We start from the raw sequence: 15,799 nt of genomic DNA on the forward strand, positions 1-15,799 counted from the left end.
CAATTTTAGATCATCGTTATTTTGCAAAGTTGAACTTTTTAATTCACTTCAAATTGGTTGGGAACTATGTCCAAGGTAAGCAATAGAACAAAAATCGCTACTGCACTTGTTGGCGCTCTGGCTTTAGCTGGTAGCAACTTCGTTGTTGCAGATCCTCTAGCTGACGTTCAAAAAGCAGATAGCAGCCTTAATGCTGCTTCAGCTGCGTCACAACAGAAAGTCGACAAATATTTTGACCAAGCACAAGACATGCTTTTTGAGTATGGCAGCGTAGCTGATGAGCGTGAGTCATTGAAAGCATATAATGATTACGTTGCAGGCTTGGTAGCTGATCAACAAAATTCACTTGATTTAATTCAAACTGATATCAACGGCGTGGATAAACTTCGTCAGGGTGTTGTGCCATTAATGTTTAAAATGGTTGACGCTTTAGAGCAGTTCGTAAATTTAGATTTACCATTTAACATTGAGACTCGTCAGAATCGTGTTAAGAATTTAAAAGATATCCTTGATACTGCTGAAGTTACATTGGCAGAAAAATACCGTCTAATCCTTGATGCTTATAGCATTGAGCGTGAGTATGGTAGCTTTGTAGCAGTTCATACCGGTAAGTTAGATCTAGACGGTAAAGAAGTGCTAGTTGATTTCTTCAATTTAGGCCGCGTTGCACTTTATGCACAGAGCTTGGATCAGAAAATAGCATGGATGTACGACGCAGATGCGAAGTCTTGGAATAAGTTAGACGATAGCTACCTACGTGATATTACTAAAGGTATCCGCATTGCTCGTAAGCAAGGCGCTCTAGACCTATTCGCATTACCAATTCCTGCTGCGGAGACTGCACAATAATGAAGAAGTTAATTACATCAGTGCTAGTAGCTGCAACTTTCTCTTTAACAGCTGGTATGGTTTCTGCTGCAGATGCACCAAAAACTATCGGTCAACTGTTACAGCAAGTTAAAGCCGACCGAGCTAACGAAGGTAAGACAAACGCTAAGCGTGAAAGAGAGTTTCAAGCGGAACGTGGCGATAAAGCTGAATTACTTAAGCGTGAAAAAAATGCCCTGTCTGCTGAAAAGCAACGTGGCAAAGATTTGAACCAAGCATTCTTGGACAACGAGCGTAAAATTGCTCAGTTAGAAGAAGACTTAAAAACTGCTCAAGGTGACTTGGGTGAAATGTTTGGTGTTGTTAAAGGTGAAGCCGGTGATTTCGCTGGTAAGTTAGCTGCGTCTAACATCAGTGCTCAGTTTCCTGGTCGTGACACCTTTATTGCTGAATTGGGTGCACGTAAATCACTGCCTAAAATTGAAGAGTTAGAACAATTTTGGGAAGCACAGTTATTTGAAATGGTTGAGTCAGGTAAAGTTGTTAAATTTGATGGTGATGTTACTGCTATCGATGGCAATGTAGTAAATACTGCAATTCACCGTGTAGGTCCTTTCAACTTAACTGCTGAAGGTAAATATGTTGTTTACAAACCTGAACTTGGTTTAATTCAACAATTATCACAGCAACCAGAAGGCTACCAGGTTAGTGCCGTTGATACGTGGGAAAATACTACTTCAGGTGTTGCTCCTTTCTATATCGATCCAGCTCGTGGCGTGTTACTAAACATCTTTACTAACAAAGCTAGTTTAGAAGATCGTTTAGAAGCCGGTGGAACGATTGGTTACATCATTCTTGCATTGTTAGCATTAGGTATGTTGATTGCGGTTGAGCGTTTAGTGACTCTGACTATCATTGGTACTAAAGTTAATAGCCAACGTAAAAACATCGAAAACCCTGGTAACAACGCTTTAGGTCGTATTCTAAAAGTATACCAGTCAAATAAAGATGTTGATGTTGAAACGCTTGAGCTAAAACTTGATGAAGCTATCTTAAAAGAAACACCAGCTCTAGAAGCTCGTATTTCAATCATCAAAGTTATTGCAGCTATCGCTCCTATGATGGGTCTACTGGGTACGGTTACCGGTATGATCGCAACCTTCCAATCTATTCAATTATTCGGTACTGGTGACCCTAAATTGATGGCTGGCGGTATTTCTATGGCGCTTATTACGACTGTTCAAGGTCTTATCGCTGCATTGCCTCTAATGTTATTACATGCAATCGTAGTTGCTCGTAGTAAGTCTATTGTTCAAGTTCTTGAAGAACAAAGTGCCGGTATCATTGCAGAACATGCTGAGAAGAGGGCTGACTAATGATGCTAATCCTGATGGACGTATGGGATTCCGTCAGGGGCTTCATGGCCTCCGGAGGCGATGTCCTCTGGCTGGTTGCAGCAGTGCTATTCCTAATGTGGGTGTTAATGCTTGAACGTTATTGGTATCTAAATTGGATATCTCCAAAACAACATCAAGCCGTTATCGCCTCATGGGAAGCAAGAGAAGAAACAACTTCTTGGCATGCTCACCGTATCCGTGAAGCTTGGGTATCCCAAGCGAAGCAAGATTTGAATGCACGTATGCTGTTAATCAAAACCCTAGTAGCCATTTGTCCAATGATTGGTCTATTAGGTACTGTAACCGGTATGATTTCAGTATTCGATGTGATGGCAGTTCAGGGGACGAGTAATGCTCGTTTAATGGCCGCTGGTATCTCTATGGCCACAATGCCGACAATGGCAGGAATGGTTGCAGCTCTATCGGGTGTTTTCTTTAGCACACGTTTAGACTCAAAAATGAGAATCAGTTTAGAAAAGCTAAAAGACAGCATGCCTCACCACTAGAGAGAGATTGAACATGGCACGTAAGAAGCATTCCACTATGGAAGAGGAAGCGCAAATTGATATGACCCCGATGCTAGACATCGTGTTTATCATGCTGATCTTCTTTATTGTAACAACATCGTTTGTTAAGCCATCAGGCTTAGACTATAACAAGCCTAAAGCGTCACAGGCTACGTCTAAACCTTCGGCGAACATCTTTATTGGTATCAGTAAAACTGGTGTCATTATGATGGAAAACCGTCAGGTTGATATCGAACGTGTAACTGCAAACGTAGAACGTATGTTGGCGGAAGCACCTGAAGCAGCCGTACTGATTCAAGCAGACAAAGACGCTTTACATGGTTTAGTCGTTAAAGTGCTTGATAACGTTAAAGCTGCAGGTATCGATAAAATTTCAGTATCAGCGGGGAATGAGTAATATGCTAAGAGCACTCGTATCAATAATCATTGGTGCTGCAGTGACTTTTGGGCTGTTTGCTTTCATGGCTTTCCTGGTCGGCGGCGGCGCACAACGCAACGGCGACTCAGTGGAATCCCCTGTTATTGAAATTACGATGGATAAACAGGATTCGAAGGCACAGAAAAAACCAAGGGTTACACCTAAGCCACCTCCACCACCGGAGCAGCCACCGAAGCCGGATACTACTCCGCCTGATTCATCATCTAATATTGACACTAATATGGCGTTCAATATGGGTGGAATCGAATCTGGTGGACCAAGTACTGGTTTCAAGCTTGGTAACATGATGACCCGTGATGGTGATGCTACCCCTATCGTTCGTATTGAGCCCCAGTATCCAATTGCTGCTGCTCGTGATGGTAAAGAGGGTTGGGTTCAACTTACCTTTACAATTAACGAACTAGGTGGTGTTGATGACGTTTCTGTTATCAAAGCTGAACCTAAGCGTTTATTCGATCGTGAAGCGATTCGCGCATTGAAAAAATGGAAATACAAACCAAAGATTGTCGATGGCAAGCCATTAAGACAAAGTGGTATGACAGTACAACTGGACTTCACACTAGAGAAGGGAGGTAGATAATGCGTAAAGTTACTAGTATCGCTACAGCGTTATTACTTTCAGTCTGCGGAAGTGCATTATTGTCTAGCTCTGTAGTTGCTGCGGAAAAGTGTGAGATTGACAAACGCCAATCTCGTGCTGTTGGCGAAAGCGCTGCAAAAAAAGTTCAAAAATCTTTTGAAGCATATACCGAAGGGAATTTAGACCAAGCGATTGCAATTTTGCTTGAGGCTAATGCTAAAAACGATTTCGACAAAGCGTATGTCGATCGTATGTTAGGTAACTTCTATGCTGAAAAAGGTCAGATGAAGACAGCAATCAAATATTTAAAGACTGCTGTTGATGCTGACATTCTTGGTGGTACAGATCATGCTGCAACAATGCGTTTGTATGCTGATTTGTTATTACAAGAGAAACAGTTTAAAGAAGCGATTCCATATTATTACAAGTGGATGGATTTTACCTGTAAGGCTGATGCGCAAATGTATCGTCGAATTGGTATTGCCTACACTGAGTTAAAAGATTGGAATAAAGTACTGCAAGTTGCTGACAAAGGTTTAACTTTAGCTGAATCGCCTGATAAAGGCTTGTATCAAATGAAGTTAACCGCTTTCTTCAACCAGAAAAAGTACAAAGAAGCCGTAAAAGTGTTAGAAACTATGGTTCCTTTGTTCCAAGACGATAAACGTCTCTGGGTTCAGTTAGCTCAGTTTTACTTGATGACTGAAGACTATGATAAATCACTAGCAACATATGATTTAGCATATAAAAATGGCTTTTTAGAGACGGACAGTAATATTACTCGTTTGGCTCAATTGTTAGCGCAAAAAGGTTCGCCTTATAAAGCTGCTACCATTTTTGAAAAGCACATGAAGTCTGGTTTAGTTGTTGAAAGCGAGAAGAGTTTAACTACACTCGCTGGTTTTTATCATAATGCTAAAGAGCTAAAAGAAGCTGCTTACTATTATGGCAAAGCTGCTGCAGTTAGTAATAAGGGTGAACTGTATTTAAAACAAGGTCGTATTCTTGCTTTAGAACAAAAATACAATGAAGCTATTCCGGTGCTTAAAAAAGCACTTGATGCTGGTATTGATAACCCGGGTGAAGCTCAATTTGAGCTAGCTTTAGCATACTTGAGCCTTAAAAAGTATAAGTCTGCTTATAACCGTGCAGTTCTTGCCGCTAATGATAAAAAGACTGAACGCAGTGCTAAGAGCTATATTTCTTATATCAAAGAAAAAGCTCGGATTCACAACGTAACGCTTTAATCTAAGCTTGATTTAAAAAGCCCCTTTTTAGGGGCTTTTTTATTTTCTCATGAAAATGCTCTCATCATTCTTATTGTATTTAGGCTATTAATTTTGCTGTATTAATGGCTCGAATCTTGTTCAATTAACGTATTGACTGATATTCGAAATCAATAAATTGTTAGATAGTGTGTATTTGATGAAGTTTAGTTTCATGTACCGCCATGCAAAGATACAATAAGTGAAATGATGATGTCTGCTTAGTCATGTATGGCATATAGTAACGATATTACATATTAGAAATACGTTATCCAGAACGAGTAAGCCTGATTGTAAGTGTATTTTATACACTTAAGTAGACAAGGTCGTGCATTGTTAGTGAGAGCTTATGTTGTGCTATCTAATAATATTCTCAGGTGTAGAGTAGTGGTGATTGGGCGTGAGATAAATTCACTTCTAATTAGGATACTCATACGTGGTAATGAAATCCCCATACCCTGGTTTTTTTAAGCGTAATAACTAAATCATATTTTTATCGAGATTAAATAGTTAACCTCGACTCGGGTTAAGAGATTGGATAAGTAAGGCAAAATGACAACATTTGTCCTATGTCATATCAAACTGGTCATTTGTTTTGCTAACAAGGCGTATTGACGCGTCAATAGCTAGCCTATTGCAAGTCGATATAAAACAGTTAGCCAGACAAGGAGCGTTTGATAACTGTTTTTTATCCTGAGTTCAGGTGTGTTACATCGAGATAAATCGACACGCTAATAAGGCGTGAGTTAAATTGTGTTAAGGAATAATAAAAATGAATAAAACATTGCTGGCATTGACTGTGTCCTTATTATTGGTCGCTCAAGGTTGTTCTGAAGCGACTACTGTCTCATCTACGCCTGAAACCCCCGCCGAACCTAGTGCTGCCGTTATGCCTCAATCTGCCTCAGAGCAGTATTTGACAATGGTTGATAATTTTTTTAATGATCAATTAAAGCTTGAGCCGATTTACGCCACCTTTGTGGGAGTTAATGACTATAACGACCAATTCGGTGGAGCATTAACTGAAGAGTATTTAAAGGCTCGTCATAATTTAAATAGCCGTTACTTTAGTCAAGCTAAAACGATTGATGTTGATAAGCTTCCTGCATCACTTAAGTTGAGTTACGACATGTTTATTTATGATCGTAATATGGAGCTTATTGGCGAAACTTATCCAGAGTACTTCTTACCTATTAATCAGTTTTATAGCACAGTATTTACTATGGTCCAGTTGGGCAGTGGTGAAAGTGCTCAACCATTTAAGACTGTTGAAGATTATCAAAATTGGTTAGGCCGCTTACGTGGGTTTATTAACTGGACTAAACTTGCACAGCAACGTATGGATGAAGGTATAGCAAGTAAAGTTGTACTACCTCGAGTGCTTGTCGAGCGGATTATTCCTCAGTTAGACGCTCAACTTGTTACAGATGCACAGAGTAGTTTGTTTTATTCCCCAATTAATTTACTGCCAGAAAGCTTTACTGTTGAGCAAAAAACACAATTAACCACTGAATACTCGCAACTTATTGATTCTGAACTATTACCTGCATTGACTCAGTTACGAGACTATGTAAAAGATGTATATTTACCCAATTCTCGTGCTTCAGATGGTTGGTGGGGACTGCCAAATGGTAAAGATTGGTATCAACATTTAGCTAATAGCCATACAACAACAACTTTGTCAGTGGATGAAATTCATCAAATTGGTCTTTCTGAGGTTGCACGCATTCTATCTGAGATGGACAAGGTCAGAGAACAAGTTGGTTTTAAAGGTGATTTAACTGCATTTTTTGCTTCTTTATCTTCAGAGCCGCAGTACTTTTTTACTGACCGACAAGATTTAATTGATGGCTATATGACGATTAAAGAACATATAAATCAAGTATTGCCTCAGTATTTTAATGTGATGCCCAAAGCTGATTATATTGTTAAGCCTGTAGAGAGTTTTCGTGAGAAATCTGCCGCTGGCGCATCGTATGAATCTCCAGCAGTTGACGGTTCACGCCCAGGTGTTTTTTATATCAATACTTACAACTTAAAAGCACAACCCAAATGGGGTATGACAACCTTGTCATTGCACGAAGCTGCTCCCGGTCATCATTTTCAGATTGCGATTAAGCAAGAGTTAACTGATGTTCCACAGTTTCAGCGCTTCCAGGGTTACACTGCATTTGAAGAAGGTTGGGCGTTGTATGCAGAGTACTTAGGGATTGAGATGGGCGTATTTAACGACCCATATCAGTATTTCGGCAAGTTATCTGATGAAATGTTAAGAGCAATGCGCTTAGTCGTAGATACAGGACTTCATGCGAAAGGCTGGAGTCGTGAACAAGCTATTCAATACATGAAAGACAATTCTCCAATGGCGGAGTCTGATATTGTTGCAGAAGTGGAGCGTTACATGGCCATACCAGGCCAAGCACTATCTTACAAAGTCGGTCAGTTAACTATTTTGCGCTTACGAGCGGATGCAGAAAAGGCCTTGGGTGAAAAATTTGATTTAAAAGGTTTTCATGATCAATTACTCACGTCAGGATCATTACCAATGGCGGTGATGGAAAACAAAATTGCTGATTGGATAAAAGCTGAACTAGCCAAATAAATGCCGTAAAAATGACGGTGACTTATGTATGTCATCGTTCTGTCATTATGTTAGTGTTACATTTTTATTTTATATTATATTTTAGGAGCCAAATTATGGTACAAGCAACTGCTAGACACTTACTCGTAAGCACTCAGGAACAATGCGAATCACTCAAGCAACAGATCGAAGCTGGTGCTGATTTTGCTGACGTAGCCAAGGCAAATTCTTCTTGCCCATCTGGTGCGCAGGGTGGCGAGTTAGGTTCTTTTGGACCAGGCATGATGGTTAAAGAATTTGACGAAGTGGTATTTAGTGCACCATTAAATGTTGTTCAAGGCCCAGTAAAAACTCAATTTGGTTTTCATTTACTTGAAGTGACCAGTCGCGGCTAGTCATTATTGAGTCCGTGATAAATAATGGCAGCTTAGGCTGCCATTTTTATTGAAAAAAACTAGAGGGTATATGGACATAAATCTTTATAGTGATCGGCTGAAATTACGAAATTTGCACAGTAGAGATTGGGCATTTTTTTTACGTTTACATCTTGATAAAGGTGTTAATCAGCATATTAGAAACATTGAATCTGAATCAGATATTGTCGCTAAATTTGAGCAGCGTAAAGCGGTATGGCTTTTTGAGTCAGGAGATTGGTTAACGCTTGTTATTGAGCGAATTGATAATAGTCAGGCCGTGGGACTTATTGGTTTTAGATGTGATGATGCACAGCTAAGGCGGGCAGAAGTAGGCTATCTCATTGCGCCAGAACAGCAAGGATTAGGGTTCGCTAGTGAAAGCTTACGCGCGGTAACTGATTGGGGTGCTCTACAATTCAGTATGCATAAATACATTGGCCTTTGTGCTCAAGAAAACATTGCTTCACGTAATGTATTAGAGAAGGTGGGGTTTGTTTTGGAAGGGGTGCTAAAACAGAATAACTGTATAGATGGTAAATGGACCGATGATTGTTACATGGGGTTGTTGACCGCACAGAGAACGTGACCAATTTTTAGTCCGTTTAGCCTCAAAACAAAATAAAATCTTTGTCGCACTATATTCTAACGGGCATTTGTCACATAATACGTAATACAACTGAAAACTATTCTCGTTAACAAGTGAAACTTTGATCTAGATTTGAGTTTAACTTGTTTAGTTCCGATAAAATTTTTAACGTTATTAATGTTGTTGAAGGTAGTGTTACATGAAGCTGAGTGAACTTAAGCCTGGTGATCAGGCGATTATCTCTGAAATAGGTCAATTAACGTTACCGCAAACTGTTAAACGTAAATTGTTATCCATGGGCATTACACCCAATACTCGTTTTCATTTTATACGAAGAGCCCCTATGGGCTCGGGTGTTGAATTAGATTTACGTGGCAGTAAATTATGTATGCGTTGTGATTTAGCCGATATCATCGAGGTAGTGCTCAAAAATGACTAAACAATTTCATTGTGTCACCGTGGGTAATCCCAATGCTGGTAAATCGACTCTTTTTAATGCACTTACTGGTGCAAGCCAGCAGGTTGGCAATTGGTCGGGTGTTACCGTCGAAAAGAAAACGGGTAAGATAAATTATTCAGGGACGGATATTTTTCTTACCGATCTCCCTGGCATCTACGATTTACTTCCCGCAGGCAATAGCTGCGATTGTTCATTAGACGAACAAATTGCTCAAGCTTATCTTTCTAATCAACAAGTCGATGCAATCATCAACCTAGTTGATGCCACAAATGTTGAACGTCATCTGTATTTAACCACCCAATTACGTGAGTTAGGTATTCCGATTATTGTTGTTATTAATAAAATTGATGCAGCTAAAAAGCTGGGGATCAACATTAATGTTGATGACATGTCAGTACGTTTAGGTTGTCCTGTTGTTGCAATTTGCTCACGAAATCAAGCAGATGTAGAACAACTACAAGCTGAATTAATGTCACTGTTGGAAAAAGGTGACTCTGTACAATCATTAATGTTGCAGTACCACACTGATATTGAAGCAAGTGTAACTGCACTGCAGATGCAAAATGATAGCCAAGGTCTTACTGAGCTGAGCCGTGGGCAGGCACTTGCTATTTTAGCCAATAGCCATGGAGATGGCTGTGGAACAAGTGAAGTACAATTACACGACACAGTAAAACAGTGCACTTTACGAGTAGAGCAAGCCGGCGAAGACATCGATATTATGATCGCCACAACCCGATACGATTTTGTGCAACAGGTGTTTGAAGCATCAGTAAATCAAGGTAAACACATAAGCGCCACAGATAGGCTTGATAAAGTAGTGTTACACCCGGTGTTGGGTATTCCTATTTTCTTATTTGTTATGTACCTAATGTTTTTATTCAGTATTAACGTGGGTAATTCTTTTATCGATTTCTTCGATATTACCGCAGGAGCTATTTTTGTTGACCATTTTGGCGCCTTGTTGTCATCAATTGGAGCGCCTGATTGGCTGGTGACTATTTTAGCTGGCGGTGTTGGACAGGGCATCCAAACTGTCGCGACGTTTATTCCTGTTGTCGCTGCATTATTTCTGGCCCTTTCAGTATTAGAAGCATCTGGATACATGGCTCGTGCAGCATTTGTGGTTGATGGCTTGATGCGCCGTATTGGCTTACCTGGTAAAGCCTTTGTGCCAATGATTGTTGGTTTTGGTTGTTCGGTTCCTGCCATTATGGCAACCAGAACATTAGGCAGTGAGCGTGAACGTATCGTTACCGGTATGATGGCGCCTTTCATGTCTTGTAGTGCTCGATTGCCTGTTTATGCCTTATTTGCAGCGGCCTTTTTCCCTCAATCAGGCCAGAATTTGGTGTTTTTACTGTACATCATTGGTATTTTTGCCGCTATTGGCACCGGTTTGCTACTGCGCAAAACGGTATTGCCGGGCACAAGCAGTGCCGTTGTTATGGAATTGCCAAGCTACGAAATGCCTAAGTCTAAAGCTGTGTTGTCTCGTACGACTAAACGAACTAAAAGCTTTATTATGGGCGCCGGTAAAACCATCATTATTGTGGTGACACTGCTTAACTTTGTTAATGCTATTGGCACAGATGGATCTTTCGGTCATGAAGACAGTAAAGAGTCTTTGCTCAGTGTTGCTAGCCAACAAATCACACCGCTGTTTTCTCCTATGGGAATAGAACAAGACAATTGGGCTGCAACGGTTGGTATTATTACCGGCATTTTTGCTAAAGAAGCCGTAGTCGGTACATTAAACAGTTTATACAGCACCTCAGCAGGTGATGATGAAGAGTTATTGTCTATTTGGGACAGTGTTAAAGTCGGCTTAGCGACAATTCCAACAAACTTATTAGGTATTGAACCTGGTGACCCATTATCAATTGCGATAGCAGGTATCACAGATTTAGATGAAGCAGCAATGGAGTTATCTGTTGATACCTCTACCTTCAGTGCGCTTCAAACAGGCTTTAAAAGCCAGATCGCCGCATTCTCATACTTGTTGTTCATCTTGCTTTATACGCCTTGTGTGGCAGCAATGGGAGCTTTGGTACATGAGTTTGGTGCTAAGTGGGCCCGTTTTGCTGCTATTTGGACATTTTCATTAGCCTATGGTTCTGCAACGGTGGTTTATCAGGGGGCTACATTTACTCAGCATCCGGTGCAGTCTGCTGGTTGGATCTGTTTCTTTGCCGCGGCCTTGGTTGTGTTTTATTTCTGGTTGAATAAGAAAGGTCGCAAAGCACAACAAATTATTCCTGGAATACGTATTGTCACGGAATAGTTAACCGTATTGATGATTGATTTAAACAATAAACCCGGCTTTGCTGGGTTTATTTGCTTTAACAAGCTAACTTTTTCAGTGCTAGCAGTTGTAACTACTTAAGATCTGTAGGATCATCTATTTTTATTCATATTGCCATTGTGCGCCAAGAGGAATTCCATGAGTCATGTGGACACCGAAGTACGTCCAAGTAACTTCATTCGTAATATCATAGACGAAGACCTAAAAAGCGGTAAGCACAGCCAAGTACATACACGTTTTCCACCAGAACCTAACGGGTATTTACATATTGGCCATGCTAAATCTATTTGCTTAAATTTTGGTATTGCAAAAGATTATCAAGGTCAATGTAACTTACGTTTTGATGATACAAACCCTGAAAAAGAAGACATCAATTATGTTAAGTCTATTCAGGAAGACGTGCGTTGGTTAGGCTTTGAATGGTCTGGCGATATCCGTTATTCATCAAACTATTTTGATCAACTACATCAATATGCAGTTGAGCTCATTACCAAAGGGTTGGCGTACGTTTGTTTCTTAAATGGCGAACAAACCAGAGAGTACCGAGGTTCATTAAAAGAGCCAGGTAAAAACAGCCCATACCGTGACACCAGTGTTGAGGAAAACCTCGCGTTATTTGAGAAAATGCGTAAAGGTGAGTTCAAAGAAGGTGAGTGTGCACTGCGTGCCAAAATTGATATGGCATCACCTTTCATGTGTATGCGCGATCCTATTATTTATCGTATTCGATTTGCTCATCATCATCAAACAGGCGACAAGTGGTGCATTTACCCAATGTACGATTTTACTCATTGTATCTCTGATGCTATTGAGAATATCACTCATTCGATTTGTACTTTAGAGTTTCAAGATAACCGTCGTTTATATGACTGGGTATTAGATCATTTAAATGATTTCCAAGCACCAAATCGCACTCGTCAATATGAGTTTTCACGCTTAAATCTTGAATACACCTTGATGTCTAAGCGTAAACTAAACGATTTAGTCACACGCAAACTGGTTGATGGCTGGGACGATCCCCGTATGCCAACTATCGCTGGGTTACGTCGTCGTGGTTACACATCAGCTTCTATTCGCGAGTTCTGCTTACGTATTGGTGTTACCAAGCAAGAAAACTTAATTGAAGTCGGCATGTTAGATGCGTGTATTCGTGAAGAATTAAACGAACATGCACCTCGTGCGATGGCCGTGTTAAGACCGATAAAAGTTATCATTGAGAACTATTCAGATACTGAAACCGAAACCATTATTGCTGCAGCTCATCCAAACAATGAAGCCATGGGCACTCGTGAGCTGACATTTGGACGTGAGTTATTCATTGATGTTGAAGATTTTAAAGAAGAAGCTAATAAGCACTTTAAACGACTTGTTTTAGGTAAAGAAGTCCGTTTACGTAATGCCTATATCATCAAAGCTGAACGTTGTGACAAAGATGCAGATGGTAATATTACCACCGTCTATTGTACTTACGATGCTGATACATTAGGTAAAAACCCTGCAGATGGACGTAAAGTTAAAGGGGTGATTCATTGGGTTGAAGCATCAACAGCGAAACCTGCTGAGTTTCGCTTGTATGATCGTTTATTTACCAGTGAAAATCCTGCAGCTTTTGAAACTGTTGATGAAGTGCTAAATCCCAATTCACTCACAGTAGTGAAGGGACTCGTTGAACCTGGCTTAGTCAATGCGCCGGCTGAGAAAGCGTTTCAATTTGAGCGAGAAGGTTATTTCTGTGCAGACAGTAAAGATTCAAGCGCTGAACATTTAGTGTTTAACTTAACGGTACCGTTAAGAGATACCTTTGCGTAATCAGCATTATGAATAACAAAAAGGCGCTGAATGCGCCTTTTTTGTTTTATTTTTTCAATAATCAATAATCAATAATCAATAATCAATAAATTATTGCATCATTGGCCCAAAACCAATGCTCCATAAAATAACACTACTGGCCATCAGCGCAACTAATAACACAAGTCCCGCAGTAACCACTGAGCTAGCGTAAATGAAACCCTTTTCTTCCGGGATATTCATAATAATAGGGACACCGGCATACAGCAGGTAAACCGAATAAGACAAGCCAATCAAGCCGACGATCATAATGAACCATAACACGGGGTAGAGTGCTGCCAAACCAACCATAAATAATGGGGTTGCAGTATAAGACGCTAATTCGAGAGCTTGAGTATAAGTTGGATCCGCATCAAATGTTTTGCCCATCCAATATGCTAAATACGCGAGAGCCATAACACCAATAATTAAGCCGAAATACATCCCAACTGACATGAATAGTGCGCTTTTTGAGGTTAGGAATAGAAGTTCTCCAGCTCCGGGATGCCATCCAATGTGTGCGGTTGCAAAATAAGCACAAATTGCAGGGATCAGTGCGATAAGCAATACATGACTCAAGCTGCTCTTTAGCGCTTCGTGATTCTTTTCAATTGTGTGCCACTCTTTTTTTGGATGAGTGTAAAGTCCCATTAAGTGATTCAATACCATTATAGTTATCCTTGTTTAGCATTTTTGACCTAGCTCGCCAAACAACGACGAACTGACTACAGCTTTTTACCAATCGCCTTAATCAGTCCACATCTACTTATCAACAGGGGAATGGTGTTGGCATAACACTGAGATCGTTCTATTGCCAACATCTATGTTGTTAAGTTATGACTCTATCCCAATTTAGAATCATCATTTAAGGTGATCGATGGCATCTGTTATTAAATCGTTAAATTAGATGCTCAGCTTATTTATTGAACATAAATAGACTTTCGTCAAGTTGTATTACGTTTTTGGTTTCAGAAAAGATCGCTCTAAAGGTAAAATGAACATAGATTTTTGAGAGGATTATCCATTTTATGCAGCAATTACTTGTCCCTATTTACGACTTTTTAGGTTGTGAGACACCAAACCGTTGGGTCGAACAAGCTAAACAACCTGAACAACTCACCGCGTTGCTGATTGACCATTGCAACTGTGAGCTTAAAGCTGCGCAAACTGCAATGTTAATGATCCGCAAATATGCGATTGACAAGAGTAGTTCACATCTATTGAAGACCTGGGCTAAGCCTTATGAAGATTTTGTTTATCAACAAGACCGTAATGCCCTCGAGTTTTTAGCCCGCGACAGTAAAAAGAACGACATCACTAGTGAATTAATAGCCAATAAAAACCTCACTAACAGCACTGATTTAATGAGTAAAATGGTTCGTTTGATTAAAGAAGAGTTTCATCACTTCGAACAAGTTTTACAGATTATGACGGCGCGTGGCATTGATTACAGTAATATTCGTGCCGGTCGTTACGCCAAACAGTTAATTATTCATATGCGGACTCATGAGCCACTTACGTTAATTGATAAGTTAATAATTGGCGCGTTTATTGAAGCGCGGTCATGTGAACGATTTGCCAAACTTGCGCCGCACTTAGATGATGAACTCGCTAAGTTTTATACTTCATTACTTCGATCAGAAGCGCGACATTTTCAAGATTATTTGGCTCTTGCTGAGGATATTGCCGGTGAAGATATCAGTGAACGCATTGATTATTTTCGCGAAAAAGAAATGGAATTAATTTTGACAGAAGATAGCGAGTTTCGTTTTCACAGTGGTTTACCGCCACAATAGCCAACAATTGCGAGATATAAACCAAGACTCACTGATGATATCAACGTTGATACTGTTTAGTGAGCCTAGTTTGTTTCGGAAAAGGGTAATGTTACTAACTCGCAACCTTTCTCGCTGACGTTTAGCACGCTGCCTTGAGTATACCAATCACCGACCACAACACGTTGTTCTTGTGCAGTGAGTTGATGTATAGCAGGGCGATGAGTATGACCATGGATCATTCTTTGACAATCAGTACGAGCCAGTAGCGCGGTTACCGCACTTGACTCAACATCCATGATTTCATAATGTTTTTGCTGATTACCTTGAACACTTTTTTGACGAATTTTTGCGGCAATGTTTAAGCGTGTTTTTTTAGGTAGGTGAGAGTAGACCCAACGCACTATATCAAGACTTCTAAAGCGCCTGAATCGCTGGTAAGCAATATCAAGGGTACAAAGGCTATCACCGTGTAAAATCACAGTATTAACACCGTACAAGTTGATACAATAGACTTCAGGTAATATTTTCATGCCTGCTCGTAGGCAAAATTGTTTGCCAACCATAAAATCACGATTACCATGAATAAAATATACAGGTATTGAGTTCGATACTGTTTTGATTGCTTCAGCAATGGCAATGGTAAAGGGTTCTGCAATATCATCACCCATCCAAACTTCGAATAGGTCACCGATGATATAAAGCGCTTCAGTATTGTCTAAACCATGGCTTAGAAAATAGATGAAGGCTTGTGTAATATCTGGGCGATCTGCACTTAAGTGCAAATCGCCTACGAAGATTGTTTTCTTCAAA

Annotated in this window: 15 protein-coding genes; 13 read left to right on the forward strand and 2 right to left on the reverse strand. The window is 40.1% G+C overall.

What is annotated here, in order from left to right; translation table 11 throughout:
• Positions 1-66: 66 nt before the first annotated feature.
• The 12 genes from H5125_RS05350 (at position 67) to glnS (ending at position 13,193) form a co-directional block, all read left to right on the forward strand.
• Positions 67-849 carry a DUF3450 domain-containing protein gene (locus tag H5125_RS05350; protein ID WP_101087810.1) on the forward strand — a complete coding sequence of 261 codons (783 nt, stop codon included), beginning with the start codon at positions 67-69 and terminating at the stop codon, positions 847-849.
• On the forward strand, positions 849-2,204 hold the full coding sequence (locus tag H5125_RS05355; protein WP_101087812.1) for a MotA/TolQ/ExbB proton channel family protein: 1,356 nt from the start codon (positions 849-851) through the stop codon (positions 2,202-2,204). Before H5125_RS05350 ends, H5125_RS05355 begins: the two co-directional genes overlap by 1 nt.
• Positions 2,204-2,731, forward strand: a complete 528-nt coding sequence (locus tag H5125_RS05360) for a MotA/TolQ/ExbB proton channel family protein (protein WP_011638074.1) — start codon at positions 2,204-2,206, stop codon at positions 2,729-2,731. Before H5125_RS05355 ends, H5125_RS05360 begins: the two co-directional genes overlap by 1 nt.
• 13 nt (positions 2,732-2,744) lie before the next feature.
• Positions 2,745-3,149, forward strand: a complete 405-nt coding sequence (locus H5125_RS05365; protein ID WP_011638073.1) for a biopolymer transporter ExbD — start codon at positions 2,745-2,747, stop codon at positions 3,147-3,149.
• A 1-nt stretch (position 3,150) separates the two neighbouring features.
• On the forward strand, positions 3,151-3,771 hold the full coding sequence (locus H5125_RS05370) for an energy transducer TonB (RefSeq protein WP_101087814.1): 621 nt from the start codon (positions 3,151-3,153) through the stop codon (positions 3,769-3,771).
• Positions 3,771-5,018, forward strand: coding sequence for a lipopolysaccharide assembly protein LapB (locus tag H5125_RS05375; RefSeq protein WP_162022715.1), 1,248 nt, complete (start codon positions 3,771-3,773; stop codon positions 5,016-5,018). The genes H5125_RS05370 and H5125_RS05375 overlap by 1 nt, the downstream gene beginning before the upstream one ends.
• Before the next feature lie 790 nt (positions 5,019-5,808).
• Positions 5,809-7,638: a DUF885 family protein gene (locus tag H5125_RS05380; protein ID WP_182743728.1), complete on the forward strand. Its 1,830-nt coding sequence runs from the start codon at positions 5,809-5,811 to the stop codon at positions 7,636-7,638.
• Between the two features lie 95 nt (positions 7,639-7,733).
• Entirely contained in the window at positions 7,734-8,012 is a 279-nt protein-coding gene (locus H5125_RS05385) for a peptidylprolyl isomerase (protein ID WP_101087820.1), read from the forward strand.
• A 70-nt stretch (positions 8,013-8,082) separates the two neighbouring features.
• Positions 8,083-8,619 carry a GNAT family N-acetyltransferase gene (locus tag H5125_RS05390; RefSeq protein WP_162022717.1) on the forward strand — a complete coding sequence of 179 codons (537 nt, stop codon included), beginning with the start codon at positions 8,083-8,085 and terminating at the stop codon, positions 8,617-8,619.
• 199 nt (positions 8,620-8,818) lie between these two features.
• Entirely contained in the window at positions 8,819-9,058 is a 240-nt protein-coding gene (locus H5125_RS05395; RefSeq protein ID WP_011638067.1) for a FeoA family protein, read from the forward strand.
• On the forward strand, positions 9,051-11,363 hold the full coding sequence (gene feoB, locus H5125_RS05400) for a Fe(2+) transporter permease subunit FeoB (protein WP_101087824.1): 2,313 nt from the start codon (positions 9,051-9,053) through the stop codon (positions 11,361-11,363). The genes H5125_RS05395 and feoB overlap by 8 nt, the downstream gene beginning before the upstream one ends.
• 159 nt (positions 11,364-11,522) lie before the next feature.
• A complete protein-coding gene (gene glnS / locus H5125_RS05405) occupies positions 11,523-13,193 on the forward strand; it encodes a glutamine--tRNA ligase (RefSeq protein WP_162022719.1) in 1,671 nt (556 codons plus the stop codon).
• A 90-nt stretch (positions 13,194-13,283) separates the two neighbouring features.
• On the opposite strand, the gene H5125_RS05410 is transcribed toward glnS, so the two are convergent.
• Positions 13,284-13,880: a Yip1 family protein gene (locus H5125_RS05410; RefSeq protein ID WP_011638064.1), complete on the reverse strand. Its 597-nt coding sequence runs from the start codon at positions 13,878-13,880 to the stop codon at positions 13,284-13,286.
• A gap of 359 nt (positions 13,881-14,239) precedes the next feature.
• Between H5125_RS05410 and miaE the strand changes: the two genes are divergently transcribed.
• Positions 14,240-15,007: a tRNA isopentenyl-2-thiomethyl-A-37 hydroxylase MiaE gene (gene miaE, locus H5125_RS05415; protein ID WP_182743729.1), complete on the forward strand. Its 768-nt coding sequence runs from the start codon at positions 14,240-14,242 to the stop codon at positions 15,005-15,007.
• 65 nt (positions 15,008-15,072) lie between these two features.
• Here miaE and H5125_RS05420 read toward each other — a convergent pair whose 3' ends face one another.
• The gene (locus H5125_RS05420) at positions 15,073-15,798 is read right to left on the reverse strand and encodes a UDP-2,3-diacylglucosamine diphosphatase (protein ID WP_182743730.1); all 726 of its coding nucleotides are present in this window, start codon (positions 15,796-15,798) and stop codon (positions 15,073-15,075) included.
• Position 15,799: the final 1 nt, after the last annotated feature.

This window comes from Shewanella sp. SR44-4 (genome assembly GCF_014163715.1).
Classification (GTDB): domain Bacteria; phylum Pseudomonadota; class Gammaproteobacteria; order Enterobacterales; family Shewanellaceae; genus Shewanella.

Coding starts and splice junctions, on each gene's coding strand:
- H5125_RS05410 (WP_011638064.1), bottom strand. CDS start 13,880: ATGGTATTGAATCACTTAATGGGACTTTACACTCATCCAAAAAAAGAG.
- H5125_RS05360 (WP_011638074.1), top strand. CDS start 2,204: ATGATGCTAATCCTGATGGACGTATGGGATTCCGTCAGGGGCTTCATG.
- glnS (WP_162022719.1), top strand. CDS start 11,523: ATGAGTCATGTGGACACCGAAGTACGTCCAAGTAACTTCATTCGTAAT.
- H5125_RS05375 (WP_162022715.1), top strand. CDS start 3,771: ATGCGTAAAGTTACTAGTATCGCTACAGCGTTATTACTTTCAGTCTGC.
- miaE (WP_182743729.1), top strand. CDS start 14,240: ATGCAGCAATTACTTGTCCCTATTTACGACTTTTTAGGTTGTGAGACA.
- H5125_RS05355 (WP_101087812.1), top strand. CDS start 849: ATGAAGAAGTTAATTACATCAGTGCTAGTAGCTGCAACTTTCTCTTTA.
- H5125_RS05380 (WP_182743728.1), top strand. CDS start 5,809: ATGAATAAAACATTGCTGGCATTGACTGTGTCCTTATTATTGGTCGCT.
- feoB (WP_101087824.1), top strand. CDS start 9,051: ATGACTAAACAATTTCATTGTGTCACCGTGGGTAATCCCAATGCTGGT.
- H5125_RS05365 (WP_011638073.1), top strand. CDS start 2,745: ATGGCACGTAAGAAGCATTCCACTATGGAAGAGGAAGCGCAAATTGAT.
- H5125_RS05350 (WP_101087810.1), top strand. CDS start 67: ATGTCCAAGGTAAGCAATAGAACAAAAATCGCTACTGCACTTGTTGGC.
- H5125_RS05370 (WP_101087814.1), top strand. CDS start 3,151: ATGCTAAGAGCACTCGTATCAATAATCATTGGTGCTGCAGTGACTTTT.
- H5125_RS05385 (WP_101087820.1), top strand. CDS start 7,734: ATGGTACAAGCAACTGCTAGACACTTACTCGTAAGCACTCAGGAACAA.
- H5125_RS05390 (WP_162022717.1), top strand. CDS start 8,083: ATGGACATAAATCTTTATAGTGATCGGCTGAAATTACGAAATTTGCAC.
- H5125_RS05395 (WP_011638067.1), top strand. CDS start 8,819: ATGAAGCTGAGTGAACTTAAGCCTGGTGATCAGGCGATTATCTCTGAA.